The sequence below is a fragment of the Mycolicibacterium hippocampi genome (assembly GCF_010723735.1).
Lineage (GTDB): Bacteria > Actinomycetota > Actinomycetes > Mycobacteriales > Mycobacteriaceae > Mycobacterium > Mycobacterium hippocampi.
The window spans coordinates 2,134,040-2,153,862 of the sequence record NZ_BLLB01000002.1 but is presented as its reverse complement, the minus strand read 5'-3'; the positions used below and the strand labels follow the sequence as shown (position 1 = coordinate 2,153,862).

Here is a 19,823-nt window from a genome sequence, read left to right as displayed (position 1 = left end):
GGCCATAGGGTAGCGCCGCTACGGTAGCGTCGCTACCTCAAGGAGGGTGATGACGCAGTCGGGTGAGCGGGCAGGCGGGTCCGGTGAGGCACCGCGCCCGCGGCTACCCAAAGGATCCGGCGACCTGCTGCGCGACCAGATCATCGATGCCGCAACCGAATTGATCCTGGCCTCCCAGGACGCCAAGGCACCGTCGACCCGCGAGGTGACCCGAGCACTCGGCATCACGGCGCCGTCGCTCTATCGGCATTTCGCGGACAAGGAAGAGCTTCTGGCTGCAGTGTGCGCGAAGTACTACCGCCAGCTCGGTCAGGCGATGCGCGACGCCACCCGAGGACTACCGACCGCCCTGGAACGCCTGCACGCGCTGGGCATGGCCTACGTACGTTTTGCCGTGCAGACCCCGCTCATGTACCGGGTGGCCACCGACACCGCACCCAGGCAACCCAGTGAGTTCGACGAAACCCTCGTCAACTCGGCCTTCGTCCATCTTCAGCACACCGTGCAGGAGCTCATCGACGAAGCCTTCTTCCCGCCGACCGATTCCCTGGGCCCGGCGTTGCAACTGTGGGCAGCCGCGCACGGTGTCGCCTCCCTGCTGGTCACCAGGCCCTATCTGCCCTGGGGCGACGCAGATGCCTTTGCCAGCAGTGTTCTTCGTGCCGTCTGCCTCGGCCAAGCCGTCGACGGACTGGACCTCTCGACGCTGCTACCACGACCCCAAGTGAACCCCACCACATGCCCGATACAGGAGGACTGATGACCGACGAGCTGGCAGGACTCGACGCCGTCGGCCAGGCAGAGCTGGTGCGCGCAGGGAAGATCTCGGCCCACGAACTCATCGACGCCGCCATCTCCCGGGTCGAGCACATCGACCCGCAACTGAACGCCGTCATCCACCGCAACTTCGAGCGGGCGCGCCGCGAGGCGGGTTCCCTGCGACCGGAAGCGCCGTTCTGCGGCGTGCCGATTCTGCTCAAGGACATCGCGGCCGGGAATCGAGCCGGGGATGCCCACCATTGGGGCACCCGGTTTCTGCGCGACGCGGGCTACTGCGCGCCGGGAACGTCGCACCTGGTGCAGAAGCTCCTCGACGGAGGATTCGTCGACATCGGCCGCACCAACGTTCCCGAACTCGGCGCCTGGGCGACGACGGAACCGGACGCCTACGGACCGACCCACAACCCCTGGAACACCGAATACGCCAGTGGCGGCTCCAGCGGTGGTGCGGCCGCCGCCGTCGCCTCCGGCATGGTGCCGCTCGCGCACGCCAGTGACGGCGGCGGCTCCATCCGCAACCCGGCGAGTCAGTGCGGCATCATCGGGCTCAAACCCTCCCGCGGCCGGGTCTCTGTCGGTCCCGAGTCCTCGGATGCGATGTGGGCCGGCCTGGCGGCGGAGCTGGCGGTGACCCGAAGCGTGCGCGATACCGCTGCGGTGCTCGATCTCGTCTCCGGGCCCATGCCGGGCGACACCGTCGTCGCACCCACTCCCGCACGCCGGTTCCGTGAGGAGGTCGGAGCCGACCCGGGACGGCTGCGCATCGGCTTCATCACCGAATTCCCCACCGGCACAGAAGACCCCACATTTCCACCGGAAGCCCTGCCCATGCTCGGCCGATTCATCGAGGCGCTGGGCTTCGTCCCCGATACCCCCGCCGCGTCCGTCCACCCGGAGTGCAGCGCAGCCGCGACGAGCACCGCCGCATTGCTCGAAGACCTGGGCCATGATGTGGAACCGTCCTTCCCGGCGCCGGTGGTCACCGGTGCCGGAGTCTTCGTGGTGCCCATCCTCGCCTGCAGCCAGGCCCATTTCGTCGAGCGGATGAGCGTCACGCTCGGTCGCCCGATCGGTGAGGCCGACATGGACACCGACAACTGGCTCATCACCCACGTGGGCCAACACACCACGGGCAGCGACTATCTCACCGCCCTCGCCGGCCTGAACGACTTCACCCGAAGCATGGCGGCGTGGTGGGCGGACGGGTTCGACCTTCTCGTCACCCCCACGCTCACCGATCTGCCGCCGAGGCTCGGGGCGCTGCGCCCCGACCCCGCCAAGCCCCTCGACGCGTGGATGCGCACCGCTTCCCTGCTGGCGTTCACGATGCCGTTCAACATCACCGGGCAACCGGCCATCTCCCTGCCGGTTCGGCTGAGCAACAGCGGCCTGCCGATCGGCGTGCAACTCGTCGCCGCCTACGGGCGGGAGGACGTTCTCCTGCGCGTCGCCGCTCAGATCGAGGAGGCCGGCGCCTTCATCGGCCGACCGCCGATCCACGCCTAGCACACCCATGACCACACCCAGATTCACTGGAGCCCACATGAACCCGATATCCAAAACCGCGTTCTTCTGCTGCGGCATCCGCGCCGACGACGCCCGCACACCGGGCTCGATATACGCCGACATCTACGCCGAGGACTTCCTGGCCGGCGAAGGTAGGACGGTCTATGCCCCGTTCTCCGGCGGCACCCGCCGAAACGTCAGCAACGTCGTGCGGGCGCGGATCATCTACGACGAGATCGCCAGACGCCTCAAAGCGAACAAAGACCTGCAGATCATCAACATCGGCACCGGCTTCGACAGCCGCGCCTATCGATTGGCCGGCGGCCGCTGGTTCGAGTTCGACGAAGCGGCCATCATCGAACACAAGAACACCATCCTGGCGCCTGAGAAGTGTCCGAATACATTGCGGCGCAGAGCCGTCGACTTCTCGGCCGACGAACTCCCCGCCGCGCTGGGCGAATGCGACCCGAACGCCGAGACCCTCATCGTGATCGAGGGCGTGTTCATGTACCTCGACAAAACCCAAGTGCACCAACTGCTCACCACACTGTCCGACACTTTTCCCGACCACACGCTGATCTGCGACCTGATGAACCGGGTGTTCTTCAACAGGCATATGGGCAAGCTGTACAAGCAGATCCTGGCGTTGGGCAGTGAGTTCAAATTCGTCGAAGACCATCCAGAGGCGACGTTCCTCCAACTCGGATACCGGCAACCGCGCCCGGCAGTGTCCATCGTCGGCCGAGCACGCGACTTCAAGGCATTCCGAATTCCCGGCCCGGTGCTGCGTACCGCGCTGCGCACGCTCCGCGACGGATACCGCGTCCACACCTTCGAACGGTCCCGCTAGCGGGGCGTCCCGCCACCGTCGGCGATGATCACCTGTCCGGTGATGTAGCTGCCGGCGTCCGACGTCAACAGCAGTGCGGCGCCGATCATCTCGTCGGCCGAGGCCAGCCGTCCCATCAGCGTTCCGGCGACCATGCCGTCGATGGCCTCCTGCGGGTTCTTGCGCATCATGTCGGTGTCCACCGGGCCCGGGGCCAGTGCGTTGACCCTGATGCCGTCACTTGCGAACTCGGCGGCCATCGAGCGGGTGAACGACATCAGCGCCGACTTCATCGCCGCATAGATCGACAGCATCGGCGCGAAGATGAACGCGCCGACCGACACCATGTTCAGCACCGCGGCATGCGGGCTGGCCTTCAGGTGCGGCAGCGCCTCCTGGACCAGGAGCACCGGGCCGCGCAGGTTGACCTCGAACGACTTCGTCAGCGCGTCGACCGTCAGCTGCCCCAGCGGCTGGGCCAGCGGGTTGGCGGCGTTGTTCACCAGCACGTCCACCCCGCCGAACTCGGACACCGTGCGGGAGACAAGCGTGGCGAGGTCGTCGATCTCGCCGAGGTGGGTCGGCACGCCGATCGCCTCCCCACCGAGATCACGCAGGTGCCGGGTCGCCTGCTCACACGCCTCGGCTTTGCGGCTGGCCACCACCACCCGTGCCCCGGCCAGCACATAGCCCTGCGCCAGCGCCAACCCGATGCCCCGGGTGCCGCCGGTGACGATGACCGTCCGGTCTGTCATGTCGAACAGCCGGTCGAATGACGTTCGGTCCACCTAGATATCCACCTAGATACAGCCCCCGACGCTGATCCGACGGCCCACGTCGGCGCAGACGGCGACGTTGGGGTGCGGGACATACACCGGCGGAGGTGGCGGCGGGGGCGGTGGAGGCGGAGGAGGCGGCGCACCCGGAGGCGGCGGCGGGGGTGGCGGAGGCGGCGGAGGCGGCGGAGGTGGTGGCGGAGGGAACGCGTTGAGTTCGGACAGCGGGTCCGCGCAGCCGGTGATGTCGACGTGCACGCCGCCGACCGAACCGCACACCGCGGCGTGCGCGGCAGGTGCAGGGCCCGATACGGGACCGAGCACCGCCCCCACGCACAGCGCCGCCGCTGCCACGAGCCAGGTGTTGCGCACTGTCGGCTCCTTCGAGGTTTCCAGCGGCGGGCGCCGCGCAGTCCCCCGATTGTTACAGCAGCGACGCCCGGATGGGGCTGAACGCGGGCGGCGCGCCTCAGAAGCGGTAGCGGACGATCCAGACGCCGCGACGGCCCTGGGCGCGCCATCGTGCGAACAGTTTGGCGACCATACGGGTGGCCCACGGGAAGTGCGCGGCCTCGGGCGCCGCGGCGCCGAGCTGTTCCTCGATGAACGTCAGGCGCGGGTTGAGTCGCTCGACGTCGTGTGCATCGTCAAAACCGAAGCCCCGAAACCCTTTTGGTATGCCGACCCTGCGAAGCTCCCCGATCGAGCCCATCAGCCTGGCGACGACACGGGTGTAGGCGACGAACGCGAGTTCGCCACCGGCGGTGAAGTGTTCGGTCAGTGCGTTCAGGATCTGGCGGTTGTCGGCCTCGGTGAGGAAGCCGAGGACCCCGTCGGCGACGACGATCACCGGGCGCTCCCGCGGAATGTCCTGCAGCCAGCCAGGTTCGGTCAGAGACGCCGCGACCGGGTGCGCGCGCTCCAGCGCGGGGATCATCTGCCGGCGCAGCGCGATGACGCGGTCGAGGTCGAGGTCGTACCAGTCCACGGTGGTCGGCGGCGTGATGCGGTGCATCCGGGTTTCCAGCCCGCACCCCAGTTCCACCACCACCGCGTCGGGGTGCGCGTCGATGAACGCCGTCACCAACCGGTCGAGCATCCTGCTGCGGATCGCGGTGGCCAACTGCACGGTGCCCGACGGTCTGACGGTATCGCCGATTGGGCCGAGTCGGTCGCACACGTCGGCGGCCAGTTGATCATTGAGCAGTGGGCGTGGTTTACGGGCGTCCAGTGCGCGGCCGGCCAGCGTGACCAGCAGCGTCTTCTCGACCGGGGTGAGGTCGTCGAGGGTCGCGGTCATCGGTCTCCTTCCTGGGCATCCCGGTGCTGGGTGACGGCGTCGGCGATCCGCCGGCCGGTATCGGAAGCCGTGAATTCACCCATCGCCGCGTACAGGTCGAACATCGCCAGACCGATGCGGGTGGCCTCCGCGCCCGCGAGGTCGCTGCCCATCTGCCTGGCGAGGTGGTCGTGCAACATGATCACCCCGGTGTGCATCGCGCACATGACCGCGGCGGCGTCGCCGGCCTGCTGCGAACCACGAGGGAAGCGTTCGGGCCAAGTGCTGCTCAAGAACTCCTCGGCCCCTGCCGCGAGTTCGTCGAGAACCGCGGCCGCGGCCGGCCCGCCCTCGACCGCGGCGCGTGCCAGGTAGCGGATCAACGGCGGAGCGGCGCGGTAGAGGCCGTTGATGAAGTCCGGCCTGGTGATGTCCCCGCTGGCTGCGCCCTCGACGGTCTGTCGCCGGAACACCTCGATGACCGTGTCGTCGCAGACCTGCCGCAGGTTGTCCTTGGTGCCGAAATGGTGCTGTACCAGCCCCGGGGAGACGCCGGCCTGATCGGCGATGCCCTTGATGGTGGCCCCCTGGACGCCGCGTTCTGCGAACTGGGCCAGCGCGGCGTCCCGAATCCGGGCCCGGGCGGTCAGGTCGTCGGCCGGACGGTCGCTGGCACCGAACATCCAGACACAATATCAACATATTGTTTCCAATACGAATACATCGCCGACGCATCCGATGTCACCGTGCCCAGCTTTGCCAGGTATGCGCGTCGGCGTATGCGTCGACAGCATCGGCACTGCACGCGGGCCCTGCACCGTCATCGTCGTCCGGTCACCGTTTCGTAGCGGTCACCGACCCCGCCGGGCAAATTCTGCTCACGCCAATTACGGCACTAGATGCCTCGTCCAAGCTGTTTTTGACTGCACCGTCGAATCGTGCAGCGAACAACTCAGGGATGTCGTACATTGCCTCTGTGCGCATTCGGACCGCGCACGGTATGCGCTCAGATCGCAGTAATGCGTGAAGCCGAGGGGAACTGCGATCTGAGCGCAGACTAACCAGCAGGTAGCTCGCGGGCGCTGGTGAACCGCCGGGCCATCCCGGTGAGCGGGTCCTCGAACTCCAGGCGATGCGCCACCAGTCGCAGCGGAACATCGAAGTCGTCGGCCGGGATGTCGGTGACGTCGGGGTACAGCGGGTCACCGGTGATCGGCAACCCCAGCGACGCCATGTGCACCCGCAGCTGATGGGTCCGCCCGGTGCGCGGGGTGAGTTGGTAGCGGCCGTCGCCGCGATGCTCGATGACCGTCTCGGCGTTCGGCTCGCCCGGCTCTTCCACGGCCTGCAGGCAGCCGCGGCGCTTGACGATCCGACTGCGCACCGTGAGCGGGAAGACGAGATCGGGGTCGACGGGCGCGTGCGCCAGGTAGGTCTTGCGCACCAGCCCCCGCGCGAACAACGACTGATACGCGCCGCGCACCTCCGGTCGCGTGGTGAACACCAGCACCCCCGCCGTCAGGCGGTCCAGCCGATGCGCGGGGCTCAGCTCGGGCAGGTCGAGTTCGCGACGCAGCCGCACCAGCGCGGTCTGGGCGACGTGGCGGCCGCGTGGCATCGTGGCCAGAAAGTGCGGCTTGTCGACGACGACGATGTCGGCGTCGCGGTGCAGGATCGGCATGTCGAATGGGACCGGCACCTCGTCGGGCAGATCCCGGTAGAGGTAGACGTGCGAATTCGGTTCCAGCACAGTCGATGCGGTGACGACCGTGCCGTCGGCGGTGCGCACTTCACCGTTGAGCACCTTGGCCGCGGCGGCCTCACCGAACCGGTCCGCCAACTCCACCAGCACCGCGCCGCCACGCAACCGGACCCGTGCCGGCCCGAGTCCGTCGCGCACCGGAAGCGGTGCCGGCGTCCGCGTCAAGTGAGCGGCACCGGTTCGAGGATCTCCGCGCGGGCTTCCGGTGCGGCCGCCCGCAACGCGTCGGCCGACTCGTCGTCTGCCTGCGACTGGGACAGCACCTCAGCCTCGACCCGCGCCAGGTAGGTCGCGACCTCACTGTCGATGTCCTCGGCGCTCCACCCCAGGATCGGCGCCACGACTTCGGCGACCTCACGGGCACACTCCACACCGCGGTGCGGGTACTCGATCGAGATCCGCATCCGGCGCGCCAGGATGTCCTCGAGATGCAGCGCCCCTTCGGCCGCCGCGGCGTAGGCGGCCTCGACCTTCAGGTACACCGGGGCGTCGGTGATCGGCCCCAGCAGGTCCGGGTTCTCCTCGCCCAGCGCCAGCACCTCCCCGATCAGCGACCCGTACCGATCCAGCAGATGCCGAACGCGGTACGGATGCAGGTTGTAATGCTTTCCGACGCTTTGAGTTTGGTTGACCAGCGCGAAGTATCCGTCGGCGCCCATCAGCGGCACCTTCTCGGTGATCGACGGCGCCACCCGCGTCGGTACGAACTCGGCCGCGGCGTCGATGGCGTCCTCGGCCATCACCCGGTAGGTGGTGTACTTGCCGCCGGCGATCGCCACCAGACCCGGGGCGGGCACCGCAACGGCGTGCTCGCGGGACAGCTTCGAGGTCGACTCGCTCTCCCCCGCCAGCAGTGGCCGCAGCCCCGCGTACACGCCGTCGATGTCGTCATGGGTCAACGGGGTGGCCAGCACGGTGTTGACGGTGCCGAGGATGTAGTCGATGTCGGCCTTGGTGGCCGCCGGGTGCGCCAGGTCGAGGTTCCAGTCGGTGTCGGTGGTGCCGATGATCCAGTGCGTGCCCCACGGGATGACGAACAGCACCGACTTGTCGGTGCGCAGGATGATCGCGACCTCGCTGACGACACGGTCCCGCGGCACCACGATGTGCACGCCCTTGGATGCCCGGACCCGAAACCGGCCGCGCTGCTTGGACAATGCCTGGATCTCGTCGGTCCACACCCCGGTGGCGTTGACCACGACGTGGCCGTGCACGTCGGTGATCGTGCCGTTCTCGGTATCGCGGACCTGCACTCCGGTGACCCGATCGCCCTCCCGCAGCAGCGCCACCACCTGGGTGGACGTGCGGACCACCGCTCCGTAGTGCGCCGCGGTGCGCGCGACGGTCATCGTGTGCCTGGCGTCGTCGACGACGGTGTCGTAGTAGCGGATTCCGCCGATCAGCGAGCTGCGCTTCAAACCCGGGGACAGCCGCAGCGCCCCGGAGCGGGTCAGATGCTTTTGCGCCGGAACCGATTTCGAGCCACCGAGCTGGTCGTAGAGCATGATGCCCGCCGCGATGTAGGGCCGCTCCCACCACCGGTTGGTCAACGGGAACAGGAACGGCAGCGGCTTGACCAGGTGCGGCGCCAGCGTCGTCAACGACAGCTCCCGTTCGTGCAGCGCCTCACGCACCAGCCCGAACTCCAACTGCTCGAGATAGCGCAGACCGCCGTGGAACATCTTGCTGCTGCGACTGGAAGTCCCCGAGGCGAAGTCACGCGCCTCGACCAGTGCCACCTTGAGGCCCCGCGTGGCCGCGTCCAGCGCGGCGCCCGCACCCACCACGCCGCCGCCGATCACGACGACGTCGAACTGCTCGCTGCCCAGCCGCTGCCAGGCGCGCGCCCGCTGCTCGGGACCCAGCAGGGTCTGCCCGTTGCCCGGACCGGGGATCGCGTCGCTCACGTTGACCGACTCCTCGTTACTCGTCAGTACGGTTGTCCGTCCCAGGCTACGTGTGCTCAGTCCAGATCGTCGTGCGCCATCAACCGGCGCGCGGCCTCCACGATGGAACCCGACAGCGACGGATACACCGACAGCGTCTGCGCCAGGTCGGTCACCGAGATCCGGTTCTGCACGGCCAGCGCGATCGGCAGGATCAGCTCCGAGGCGATCGGCGCCACCACCACACCACCGATCACCACGCCCGTCGCCGGCCGGCAGAAGATCTTCACAAAACCGTGCCGCAGCAGCGACATCTTCGCCCTGGCGTTGGTGTTCAGCGGCAACACCATGGTGCGGGCCGGCACGCTGCCGTCGTCGATCGACGACTGCGGGATGCCGACGGCGGCGATCTCAGGCCGGGTGAACGTCGCCGACGCCACCGTGCGCAACCGGATCGGCGACACCCCTTCGCCCAGCGCGTGGTACATGGCGATGCGGCCCTGCATCGCGGCCACCGACGCCAACGGCAGCAGGCCGGTGCAGTCACCCGCGGCGTAGATGCCCGCCGCCGGGGTGCGCGACACCCGGTCGACCGGGATGTAGCCGCCATTCTTGAGTTCCACGCCCACCCGCTCCAGACCGAGACCGGCGGTGTTGGGCACCGAGCCGACCGTCATCAGCGCGTGGCTGCCCTCGACGGTGCGGCCGTCGGCGATCTTCACCTGTACGCCGGTGTCGGTGCGGGTCACCGAGTCGGCCCGGGCGTTCTTGACCAGCGTGACTCCACGTTCGGCGAACACCTCTTCGAGCACCGCGGCGGCGTCGGAGTCCTCGTGCGGCAGGATCTGGTCTCGGCTGGCGACCACCGTCACCGTCACCCCGAGCTCGGTGTAGGCGTTGCAGAACTCCGCGCCGGTCACCCCCGAGCCCACGATGATCAGGTGTTCCGGCAACTCAGCGAGCTCGTAGAGCTGTCGCCAGGTCAGGATGCGCTCACCGTCGGGCTCGGCGTTGGGCAGCACCCGGGGGCTGGCGCCGGTGGCGATCAGCACCACGTCGGCCTTGAGCACCCCGACCTTGCCGTCTGAGGTGGTGACCTTCACCCGGTGATGGGCCATGCCTTCGGTGTCGTCGACGAGCTCGCCGCGGCCGGCGATGATCGTCACCCCCTGGTTGAGCAGCTGGCGACCGATGTCGGCGGACTGCGACGCGGCCAGCGTCTTGACCCGGTTGTTGATCTCGCCCAGGGAGATCTTGGCGGCGTCGACGGCGATGTCGAAGCCGAGCCCCTCGGCCCGCCGCAGCTCGGTGCGCACGCCGGTGGAGGCGATCAGTGTCTTCGACGGCACGCAGTCGTAAAGCACGCAGGCTCCGCCCACCCCGTCGGAGTCCACGAGCGTCACCTGGGTGACGTCTTTGCCCTTGGCGGCAGCCACCAGCGCCGCCTCGTATCCGGCCGGCCCGCCGCCGATGACCACGATGCGCGTTACCACCGCTTCAACCTAGGACACGCGGCCGCGTTCAGATACCGGGAGCCCGCCGGATGTCGGCCCGCCGAACACCATGCGACTAAGCTGCTCGCGTGCCGATCTACGCCGCCTACGGATCGAATATGCATCCCGAGCAGATGCAGCAGCGGGCGCCGCACTCCCCGATGGCCGGGACGGGGTGGCTGCACGGCTGGCGGCTGACGTTCGGCGGGGCGGACATCTTCTGGGAGGGCGCGCTGGCCACTGTCGTCGAGGATCCGAACTCCAAGGTGTTCGTGGTGCTCTACGACATGACCAAGGAGGACGAGGAGAACCTCGACCGCTGGGAGGGCTCCGAACTCGGGTTCCACAAGAAGATCCGGTGCCGGGTGGAGCGGTTGTCGTCGGACACCGACACCGACCCGGTGCTGGCGTGGCTGTATGTGGTGGACGCCTGGGAGGGCGGGATCCCGTCGGCGCGGTACCTGGGCGTGATGGCCGAGGCCGCCGAGATCGCCGGTGCTCCTGCCGAATACGTCCACGACCTGCGGACCCGCCCGGCCAGCAACATCGGCCCGGGCACGTAAGAGTTGCCCCGCGAACGCGCGTGTTTGCACGTCGGCGCGCCGTAATTCCTGGCATTTCGCGCGCGCTCACGCCGCGCGAGTGAGACGAAACTGGCCGTCGATGCGCGCCACCATCTCCCACCAGCGATACCGGACGTCCTCGAACACGATCGGGACAACCGCCCAGCCGACATCTTGCAGCGCGTTGTGCCGACGACGATCCCGCCGCATCGCCTCCGCGCCGGAATGCCAGGCCACACCGTCGTACTCGGCGGCCACCCGCGAGTCGGGCCAGGCGAAATCGAGCCTGCGCAGCTCGCCGTTGCCGTCGACGATCTCGTACTGCAACTCCGGGACCGGCAACCCACCGTCGAGCATGGCCAGCCGGGCCTCACTTTCCATCGGCGACTCCGACCGGGCGTCCGCCAAAGGCAGCAGGTTGCGGACCGCGACGATGCCCCGGCGTCCCTTCTGCTCGATCGCCGCACGCCACAGGTCGGGCAGCGTGCACGTCCTGCTGCGTAGTGCCGCGTCCAGGGTGGCCAGCGCTCGCGGACGGCGCAGGCTGCGAGCCACCTCGACGGCCGTCCACGCAGGCGCGGTGACCCGGCGGCCGTCACGCATCACCAACGGCGCACCGTCACGACGATGCACCACGAGACCGTCGGCGCTGCGCAACGCGCACCCGGGAGGGTCGAGGACGTGCAGCACGGGGGGTTCCTCGGTGTCGAAGCCGAACATGGCCGCAGCCGTGCCCAGGCACACCGCCACCGGCCTGCCGCAGGACAGGTCGAGACCCCGCAGCCGCAGCTCGTCGGTGGCTTCACCGAGGCAGTAGATGCCCTGCCACATCCGTTCCAGGACACCGGTGTTCACTGCCGCCTCGAACCGTCGCCGGGTGAGGAGGGTGAGGATCTGGCCGCTGGTCGCGACGCCGCCCTGGGTGTCGAACAGCGCGATGATGTCGTCGTTCATGGCGGCCATCGTGCGGCGACGGCGGCCCATTCCGGCGGGCGTCGACGGCCATCTGTGGATCAACGCGCGATTGTGCAGAACTCGGCGGCGACGAGCGCGCGCTAAATGCCAGGAATTACGGCGTGTCGGTGTGCAGACCCGCGCGCTCGCGCTGCAACGGCGGCGGCCACGGAACCGGGCGCGGGCGCAGCCGGATCCGCTGCGGCCACCAGAACCAGCGACCCATCAGCGCGGCGATCGACGGCGTCATGAAGGAGCGGATCACCAGCGTGTCGAAGATCAGCCCCATGCCGATGGTGGTGCCGACCTGACCGATGATCGTCAGGTCACTGATCGCCATCGTCATCATCGTCAGGGCAAAGACCATCCCCGCCGCCGTGACCACCGAGCCGCTGCCGCCCATGGTGCGGATCAGGCCGGTGTGCAGACCTGCGTGCACCTCCTCCTTGAGCCGCGACACCACCAGCAGGTTGTAGTCCGCACCCACCGCCAGCAGGATGATCACCGCCATCGGCAGCACCATCCAGTGCAGTTCGATGCCGACCAGGTGCTGCCAGACGAGCACCGACAGCCCGAACGATGCGCCCAACGACAGCACCACCGTGCCGACGATCACCGCGGCGGCCACGATCGCCCGCGTCAGGATCAGCATGATGATGAAGATCAGCCCGATCGCCGCGATCCCGGCGATCAGCAGGTCGTACTGGGTGCCGTCGGCCATGTCCTTGAACGTCGCCGCGGTCCCGCCGAGGTAGATCCGGGCTCCCTCCAGCGGGGTGCCCTTGATGGCCTCCTTGGCCGCGGTCTTGATCGCGTCGATCTTTTCGACGCCGGCCGGCGACAGCGGGTCACCCTCGTGGGCGATGATGAACCGCACCGCATGCCCGTTGGGCGAGATGAACTGCTCCATGCCGCGCTGGAAGTCGGCGTTGTCGAAGGCCTCCGGCGGCAGATAGAAGGTGTCGTCGTTCCAGGCTTCGTTGAACGCGTCGCCCATGTCCGTGCCGCCTTCGCTCATGGCGGCCTGCTGCTCGAGCTGCGCGTTCTGCGTCTGCTGCATCGTCAGCATCATGTCGCGCTGCGATTTCATCGACTCGATCTGCGACGGCATCAACTCGATCAGCTGGGGCATCAGCGCCGCAAGCCGCTCCAGCTCGGGCACCAGCTCCTGCACGTCATCGGTCAGCAGGTTGGTGCCGTCGATCAGATCGAAGATCGAGCGAATCGACCAGCACACCGGGATGTTGTAGCAGTGCGGTTCCCAGTAGAAGTAGTTGCGGATCGGCCGCAGGAAGTCGTCGAGGTTGGCGATGTTGTCCCGCAACTCGGTGATGTCGGCGGCCATGGTCTTGGTCTTGGTCACCATGTTCTGCGTGATCCCGGCCATTTGTGTCATCAGAGCCTGCATCCGCTCCATCGTGTTGATGGTGTTCTGCAGTGCGTCGGCCTGGACGAGCATGTCGTCCATCCGGTCGAGCATGTACTTCTCGTTGAGCTCCTGGGTGCCGCCTTGGCGGCTCATGATGTACGGGATCGAGGTGCTCTCGATCGGGGTGCCGTCGGGGCGGGTGATGGTCTGCACCCGGCCGATGCCCTCCACCCCGAACAGCGCCTTGGCGATCTTCTCGATGACGATGAAGTCGGCCGGGTTGCGCAGATCCTGATCCGTCTCGACCATCAGCATCTCGGGGTTGAGCCGGGCCGGCGAGAAGTGCCTTTCGGCGGCGGCGTAACCGACGTTGGACTGGATGTCGTCGGGCAGGTAGTTCCGGTCGTTGTAGCTGGTCTGGTAGCCGGGCAGCGCCAGGAGCCCGACGAGGGACACGGCGATGCTGGCCACCAGGATCGCCCCCGGCCAGCGCACCGTGGCCGCGCCGATCTTGCGCCAGCCGCGCACCCGCATGGCACGCTTGGGTTCCAGCAGACCGAACCTGCTGGCGCTGGTCACCACCGCTGGACCGAACGTCAACGCCACGAAGATCAGCACCAGCATGCCCAGCGCCAGCGGCACGCCGAGAGTCTGGAAATAGGGCAGCCGGGTGAAGCTCAGGCAGAACGTCGCGCCGGCGATCGTCAGGCCGGAGCCGACGATCACGTGCGCGGTGCCGCCGAACATCGTGTAGTACGCAGACTCCGGGGTCTCGCCCTTGCCCCTGGCCTCCTGATAGCGGCCGATGAGGAAGATCGCGTAGTCGACGGCGATCGCGATGGCCAGCGTGACCAGCAGACTGGTCGCGAACGTCGACAGGCCGATGATCTCGTGGAAACCCAGGAACGCCACCGCGCCGCGAACCGTCATCAGGCTCAGCCCGACCATCACCAGGATCAGCAGGGTGGTGACGATGGAACGGAAGAACAGCACCAACATGATCGTGATGACGAGGAACGTCAGCGCCTCGACCAGCCGCATGCTCTCGTGCCCGGCCGTCTCCTGTTCGGCGGCCAGCGCCGACGCCCCGGTGACGTAGGCGCTGACACCGTCGGGCGGCTGGCTGCTCTCCACCAGATCCTGCACGGCCTTCACCGACTCGTTGGCCAGAGCCTCACCCTGGTTGCCGGCGAGATACACCTGGAAGTATGTGGCCTTGCCGTCGGAGCTCTGCGCGCCTGAGGCGGTGAGCGGGTCGCTCCACAGGTCCTGCACGTGCTCGACGTGGCGGGTGTCGGCCTCGAGCGCAGCGATCAGGTCGGCGTAGTAGGCGCGGGTGTCGTCGCCGAGGGTGTCCTCGCCTTCGAGCACGATCATCACCGAGCTGTTGGACTCGTACTCCTCGAAGACCTCACCGATGCGCTGCATCGAGATGACGGCAGGCGCGTCCTCGGGGCTCATCGACACCGACCGCAGCTTTCCGACGTCCTCGAGCTGCGGTACCGAGATGTTCAGGAAGGCGGCGACGCCGATCCAGATCAGGATGATCGGGATGGACGCCAGACGGATGAGCCGGGCGATACCGTAGAAGTGCGGCTTGGGCCCTTCCACCGTACGACTCCTTCGGGGTTGAGCCGAAAGTCGTTACGGCGCTGCCGTGTTCGGCCGGAATTATCCGATAAGCAAAGCCAGGCTAACCATTTTGGTCTCGGTTGGCAAGCCGGGCGGCCAAGTGGTGGCCTGCGACGCCGCGGGACGCAAGGGTGATCTGGACCACCGTCACGCGGTCGCGCTCTTGTCGACCAGGTTGACCAGCAGCCGCACCCCGACGCCCAGCGCGCGCTCGTCGAGGTCGAACGTGGGCTGGTGCAGGTCCAGTTGCGGACCCCGACCGCTCCACACCCCGAGCCGCGCCATCGCACCGGGCACCTCTTCGAGATACCAGGAGAAGTCCTCGCCGCCGCCGGACTGCTGGGTGTCGGCCAGCACGTCCGGGCCGATCGCCTCGATGGCGTGGGTGAGGATCCGTGTGGAGACCTCTTCGTTGACCACCGGTGGCACCCCGCGTCGGTAGAGCACCGTGTGCTCGATGGCCAACGGCGCCAACAGCGACGAGACCGTCTCCCGCACAATGCCTTCCAGCGTCAGCCAGGTTTCGCGGCTGGCGGTGCGGATGGTGCCGGACAGCGTGCCGGTCTGCGGGATCGCGTTGGCGGCCACCCCGGCGTTGACCGCGCCCCACACCATCACCGTGCTGTTGCGCGGGTCGATGCGCCGCGACAGCACCCCGGGCACGCCGGTGATCAGCGTGCCCATCCCGTAGACCAGGTCGCTGGTCAGGTGCGGGCGCGAGGTGTGCCCACCGGGTGAGTGCATCGTCACCTCGACCTGGTCGGCCGCCGACGTGATCGGCCCCGGCCGCACCGCGACCCTGCCGACTGCCAGGCGCGGATCGCAGTGCAGCGCGTAGATCCGCGACACCCCGGTCAGCGCCCCGGCGGCGATCGCGTCGATCGCGCCGCCGGGCATCAGCTCCTCGGCGGCCTGGAAGATCAGCCGGACACCGACGGGCAGCTCCGGCGCCGACGCCAGCGCCAGACCCGCACCCAGCAGCACCGCGGTGTGCGCGTCGTGGCCGCAGGCATGGGCGACGCCAGGCACCACCGACGTGTACGGCGCCCCGGTCCGCTCGGCCATCGGCAGTGCGTCCATGTCGGCGCGCAGCGCCACCCGCGGCCCGTGTTCGGGGCCGAAATCGCACGTCAAACCGGTGCCGCCGGGCAGCACCTTGGGGTTGAGGCCCGCGTCCGCCAACAGCGACGCGGCGAACTGGGTGGTGGCGAACTCCTGCCGGCCGAGCTCGGGGTTGGCGTGGATGTGGCGGCGCCACCCGACCATCTCGTCATGGTGCTCCGACAGCCAGCGCGCGGCCGCGTGAGCCAGCGAACTCATGAGGTCCGCCCCTGCTGCAACTCGAGCACCCGGTCCCGCTGGGCGTCGTCGCTGGCCAACGCCACCACGGTGCGTGCCAGCATGATCGACCCTTCGATCACCGCGGTGTCGGCACTCGGCGATGCGGCCGCGGCGGCGAACGCCGGTTGGTGCAGCGACGCGCCACCGGCCTCCACGCCGACGATCGGGTGGATCCCGGGCATCACCTGGGTCACGTTGCCCATGTCGGTGCTGCCCAGCGGCAACGCCGCCTCGACGTCCTCCGAGACCGGTGACCGGCCGAGTCGCACCATCTCGGCCCGCACCGCCGAGGCCAGCCACGGATCGGGTTTCAGCTCGGCGTACGCGGGCGCCGCCTCGGTCACGACGTGCTCGCAGCCGGTGGCCACCGCCCCGGCGGCGAAGCAGCCCGCCATCCGGGATTCCAATTCGCGCAACGACTCCGAGTCTGTTGCGCGCATCGCGTAGCGCATCTCGGCGCGTGCCGGGATGACGTTGGGCGCCTGTCCGCCGTCGGTGACGATGCCGTGCATCATCTGCCCCGGCGCCAACTGCTGACGCAACAACCCGATCGCCACCTGGGTGACCGTGACGGCGTCGGCGGCGTTGATCCCCAGATACGGGGCGACGGCGGCGTGTGACTCCCGCCCGACGTAGCGGATCGTCGCCTCCGACAGCGCCAGCGAGCGTGCCGCGGCGATGTCGATGGGTCCGGCGTGCAACATCACCGTCGCGGCGATGTCGTCGAACACGCCGGCCTGCAGCATCAATGCCTTGCCCCCACCCGCCTCCTCGGCCGGAGTGCCGAGCAGCACCACGGTCAGGCCGAGCTCATCGGCGACCTCCGCGAGCGCCAGCGCGGTGCCGACCGCCGAGGCCGCGATGATGTTGTGCCCGCAGGCGTGCCCCATCTCGGGAAGCGCGTCGTACTCGGCGCAGATGCCGACGACCAGCGAACCGCTGCCGTAGGACGCGCGGAACGCGGTGTCCAGACCGGCCGGCTCCGCGGTGATGTCGAAGCCGCGCTCGGCGACGAGCGCCTGGGTCTTGGCGCAGCTGCGGTGCTCGTTGAACGCCAGCTCAGGCTCGGCGTGGATGGAATGGGAGAGCTCGATCAGATCGCTGCGACGTCGGTTCACTGCGTCCTCGACGCAGGACGGCGCGGCGGTTGGCATGCTGGCAGTATCTCACTGCCGGCGAACTAAGCTGCGGGGCATGACCCCGGCCGAGGATGCACGGCGCGCGGCGGCCGCCGTCGCCGAACGCACCGGCGTCGACGCGCACGACGTCGCCGTGGTGCTCGGATCCGGATGGGCCCCGGCCGCAGCACAACTCGGCGACGCGACCGCCGTCGTCCCGATGAGCGAGCTTCCCGGCTTCACTCCGCCCAGTGCCGAGGGGCACGGCGGGCAGGTGCTGTCACTGCACGTCGGCGCGCACCGGGTCCTGGTGCTCGTCGGCAGAATCCACGCCTACGAGGGTCATGACCTGCGCCATGTCGTGCATCCGGTGCGCACGGCCTGTGCGGCGGGTGTGCACACCGTGGTGCTGACCAACGCGGCGGGCGGACTGCGTCCCGACTACGCGGTCGGCCAGCCGGTGCTGATCAGCGACCATCTGAACCTGACCGCGCGTTCGCCGCTGGTGGGTGCGGAGTTCGTGGACCTGGTGGATGCGTACTCGCCGCGGCTTCGGGCCATCGCGCGCGAGATCGAACCGGCGCTGGCCGAGGGCGTGTACGCGGGACTGCCGGGTCCGCACTACGAGACCCCGGCCGAGATCCGGATGCTGCGCACCCTGGGTGCTGACCTGGTCGGCATGTCGACGGTGCATGAGACCGTCGCCGCCCGCGCGGCCGGTGCCCAGGTGCTGGGCATCTCGCTGGTGACGAACCTGGCGGCCGGCATGACCGGTCAGCCCCTCAGCCACACCGAGGTGCTCGAGGCCGGCCGTCAGTCGGCCACCCGGATGGGCTCTCTGCTGTCCTCGGTGATCGCGCGTCTCTGACGCCGGCGGCTCACCCACACCACCGCGCGGGCCAGCAACGGCGCGGCGAAGAGCATCAGCAGGATCCGCACCACCTGGGCGGCGATGATGAACGTGACGTTGGCGCCGGTCTCGACCGCGGTGGCCAGCACGGCGTACACCCCGCCGGGGCTGGTCGCCAGGTAGCCCTCGAGCAGGCTCAGGCCGGTGACGCGGGACAACAGCACCCCCAGGCCCGCGGTCGCCACCGTCAGGACCACGATCAGGCCGATGGCGGCGGGCAGCAGCCGCCCCACGGTGCGCAGCGCGTCGCGGGTGAAGGCCAGGCCCGCCTGCCAGCCGATCAACAGATAGCCGGCCTGGACCAGCAGCACCGGCACCGACAGGCCGAAGGACAGGCCGCTGACCTCGAGCGCGACAGTCACCGCGAGCGGGCCGAGCAACCCGGCGCCCGGCAGCCGGATCAGCCTGGCGACGGTGCCGCCGACCAGCACCAGGACGATCACCATGCCGATGCTCAGATACCACGGAGCCGCCCCGGCGGCGACATCCCACCACGCGGCCTGCTCGGCGGGCGCGGTTGCGGCGTCGGGGCGGGACTTGTCCGCGTGGTAGATCAGCGTGACGACGACGGGCATCGACGCGGTGACCAGCGCCACCCGCAGATACTGCACGACCGCGACGACGCGGTCGTCGCCGCCCAGTTCGCGCGCGATGGCCACCAGCCCGGAGGCACCGCCGGCCACCAACGCCAGCGACCCGGTCAGCGGGGTGACGTCACGGTGCAGGCCCAGCAGCGCTCCCGCCACGACGCTGAGCGCGAGCGTCGCGACAGCCATCCCGACGACGATGGGCCAGTCGCCCCCAAGCGCGGCGAGGGCGTCCTCGTGCACCATCGTGCCGATGTACACGCCGAGCACACCCTGGGCGGCGACGCCGAGCCTGCGCGGGACTCCTGCCGGTCCGGCCGCGAGTAGCGCCAGCGCGATGCCCACCACCAACGCCGCGAACAGCGCGGCCGAAGGCACACCGAGGAGGGTCAACGGCACGGTCACGGCAACCGTCACCGCCGCCAGCAGCACCCACCGAAGTATTCGACGCATTCTAATGCCAAGTATGCGCTTGTGATTTCAAGATCTCAAACAGTAGATTCTTGGCTTGTTGCCAAGGTATAACTTGGTAATGTTCACCAGTGGCTCTATTCCGGCGTCCTCAGCGGCCACCGAGCTGCGGGAGTCGCTGATGGCCGTCGCCCGGCAGATGCGCAGGCACCGCCCCGACAACGGACTGACGCTGAGCCAGATGCAGTTGCTCGGCGAGATCAGCCGCGCCGGTGTCACCACCCCCGCCGAGCTCGGGGCGCGTATGCAGGTGCGGGTCCAGTCATTGACGGATTCGCTCAACGAGTTGGAATCGCGGGAGCTGATCGGCCGTCGCCCCGATGCCACCGACCGCCGCCGCCAGCTCGTCGAGTTGACCACAGCGGGCGCGACGCTGCTGGACGCCGACCGTGCCGAACGCGACGCGTGGCTGCGCGACACCATGCGCGACACGTTGTCGCCGCTGGAGTTCGACCTGCTGATGCTGGTGGCACCCATTCTGCGCAAGCTGGCCGAGGCCGATACCGAGGCGAATCCGGCCCGGTGAGCGACCTTGAGGGTACGTTTGCGCGCCCGATCCGCCTCTGA

Annotated in this window: 18 protein-coding genes; 6 read left to right on the top strand and 12 right to left on the bottom strand. The window is 68.7% G+C overall.

What is annotated here, in order from left to right; genetic code table 11:
- Positions 1-49: 49 nt before the first annotated feature.
- Genes G6N53_RS11495 through G6N53_RS11485 form a run of 3 tightly spaced genes read left to right on the top strand, consistent with a single transcriptional unit; the run spans position 50 to position 3,136 of the window.
- Positions 50-760 (top strand): TetR/AcrR family transcriptional regulator, encoded by a 711-nt coding sequence (locus G6N53_RS11495; protein WP_163888576.1) that lies wholly within the window; start codon positions 50-52, stop codon positions 758-760.
- Positions 760-2,286, top strand: coding sequence for an amidase (locus tag G6N53_RS11490; protein ID WP_163888575.1), 1,527 nt, complete (start codon positions 760-762; stop codon positions 2,284-2,286). Before G6N53_RS11495 ends, G6N53_RS11490 begins: the two co-directional genes overlap by 1 nt.
- Positions 2,287-2,323: 37 nt before the next feature.
- Positions 2,324-3,136: a class I SAM-dependent methyltransferase gene (locus tag G6N53_RS11485; RefSeq protein WP_163888574.1), complete on the top strand. Its 813-nt coding sequence runs from the start codon at positions 2,324-2,326 to the stop codon at positions 3,134-3,136.
- On the opposite strand, the gene G6N53_RS11480 is transcribed toward G6N53_RS11485, so the two are convergent.
- The 7 genes from G6N53_RS11480 to G6N53_RS11450 form a co-directional block, all read right to left on the bottom strand.
- Entirely contained in the window at positions 3,133-3,903 is a 771-nt protein-coding gene (locus G6N53_RS11480) for an SDR family NAD(P)-dependent oxidoreductase (RefSeq protein WP_163888573.1), read from the bottom strand. The two genes, G6N53_RS11485 and G6N53_RS11480, sit on opposite strands and share 4 nt — an antisense overlap.
- Before the next feature lie 12 nt (positions 3,904-3,915).
- On the bottom strand, positions 3,916-4,263 hold the full coding sequence (locus G6N53_RS11475) for an RNA-binding protein (RefSeq protein WP_163888572.1): 348 nt from the start codon (positions 4,261-4,263) through the stop codon (positions 3,916-3,918).
- A 97-nt stretch (positions 4,264-4,360) separates the two neighbouring features.
- The gene (locus tag G6N53_RS11470) at positions 4,361-5,191 is read right to left on the bottom strand and encodes a class I SAM-dependent methyltransferase (RefSeq protein ID WP_163888571.1); all 831 of its coding nucleotides are present in this window, start codon (positions 5,189-5,191) and stop codon (positions 4,361-4,363) included.
- The gene (locus G6N53_RS11465) at positions 5,188-5,853 is read right to left on the bottom strand and encodes a TetR/AcrR family transcriptional regulator (RefSeq protein WP_163888570.1); all 666 of its coding nucleotides are present in this window, start codon (positions 5,851-5,853) and stop codon (positions 5,188-5,190) included. The genes G6N53_RS11470 and G6N53_RS11465 overlap by 4 nt, the downstream gene beginning before the upstream one ends.
- A gap of 374 nt (positions 5,854-6,227) precedes the next feature.
- Positions 6,228-7,097, bottom strand: a complete 870-nt coding sequence (locus tag G6N53_RS11460; RefSeq protein WP_163888569.1) for a pseudouridine synthase — start codon at positions 7,095-7,097, stop codon at positions 6,228-6,230.
- Entirely contained in the window at positions 7,094-8,839 is a 1,746-nt protein-coding gene (locus G6N53_RS11455) for a glycerol-3-phosphate dehydrogenase/oxidase (protein WP_163888568.1), read from the bottom strand. Before G6N53_RS11455 ends, G6N53_RS11460 begins: the two co-directional genes overlap by 4 nt.
- Before the next feature lie 56 nt (positions 8,840-8,895).
- On the bottom strand, positions 8,896-10,311 hold the full coding sequence (locus G6N53_RS11450; protein WP_163888567.1) for an NAD(P)H-quinone dehydrogenase: 1,416 nt from the start codon (positions 10,309-10,311) through the stop codon (positions 8,896-8,898).
- 89 nt (positions 10,312-10,400) lie between these two features.
- Here G6N53_RS11450 and G6N53_RS11445 point away from each other — a divergent pair, with 89 nt between their 5' ends.
- The gene (locus G6N53_RS11445; protein ID WP_163888566.1) at positions 10,401-10,874 is read left to right on the top strand and encodes a gamma-glutamylcyclotransferase family protein; all 474 of its coding nucleotides are present in this window, start codon (positions 10,401-10,403) and stop codon (positions 10,872-10,874) included.
- Positions 10,875-10,940: 66 nt separating this feature from the next.
- Here the strand turns inward: G6N53_RS11445 and G6N53_RS11440 are convergent, their stop codons facing one another.
- The 4 genes from G6N53_RS11440 to G6N53_RS11425 all read right to left on the bottom strand — a co-directional run bounded on the left by G6N53_RS11440 (position 10,941) and on the right by G6N53_RS11425 (position 17,324).
- Entirely contained in the window at positions 10,941-11,828 is an 888-nt protein-coding gene (locus G6N53_RS11440; protein ID WP_163888565.1) for a type IV toxin-antitoxin system AbiEi family antitoxin, read from the bottom strand.
- Between the two features lie 115 nt (positions 11,829-11,943).
- Positions 11,944-14,808, bottom strand: coding sequence for an MMPL/RND family transporter (locus tag G6N53_RS11435; protein WP_163888564.1), 2,865 nt, complete (start codon positions 14,806-14,808; stop codon positions 11,944-11,946).
- Between the two features lie 168 nt (positions 14,809-14,976).
- Positions 14,977-16,149: an amidohydrolase gene (locus G6N53_RS11430; protein ID WP_163888563.1), complete on the bottom strand. Its 1,173-nt coding sequence runs from the start codon at positions 16,147-16,149 to the stop codon at positions 14,977-14,979.
- Positions 16,146-17,324 (bottom strand): M20 family metallopeptidase, encoded by a 1,179-nt coding sequence (locus tag G6N53_RS11425; protein WP_163888562.1) that lies wholly within the window; start codon positions 17,322-17,324, stop codon positions 16,146-16,148. Before G6N53_RS11425 ends, G6N53_RS11430 begins: the two co-directional genes overlap by 4 nt.
- A gap of 40 nt (positions 17,325-17,364) precedes the next feature.
- Between G6N53_RS11425 and G6N53_RS11420 the strand changes: the two genes are divergently transcribed.
- Complete coding sequence (locus G6N53_RS11420) at positions 17,365-18,156, top strand: purine-nucleoside phosphorylase (RefSeq protein ID WP_163888561.1); 792 nt, start codon at positions 17,365-17,367, stop codon at positions 18,154-18,156.
- Here the strand turns inward: G6N53_RS11420 and G6N53_RS11415 are convergent.
- Positions 18,102-19,238: an AbrB family protein gene (locus tag G6N53_RS11415; RefSeq protein WP_163888560.1), complete on the bottom strand. Its 1,137-nt coding sequence runs from the start codon at positions 19,236-19,238 to the stop codon at positions 18,102-18,104. The two genes, G6N53_RS11420 and G6N53_RS11415, sit on opposite strands and share 55 nt — an antisense overlap.
- Before the next feature lie 79 nt (positions 19,239-19,317).
- Here G6N53_RS11415 and G6N53_RS11410 point away from each other — a divergent pair, with 79 nt between their 5' ends.
- The gene (locus G6N53_RS11410) at positions 19,318-19,782 is read left to right on the top strand and encodes a MarR family winged helix-turn-helix transcriptional regulator (RefSeq protein ID WP_163888559.1); all 465 of its coding nucleotides are present in this window, start codon (positions 19,318-19,320) and stop codon (positions 19,780-19,782) included.
- Positions 19,783-19,823: the final 41 nt, after the last annotated feature.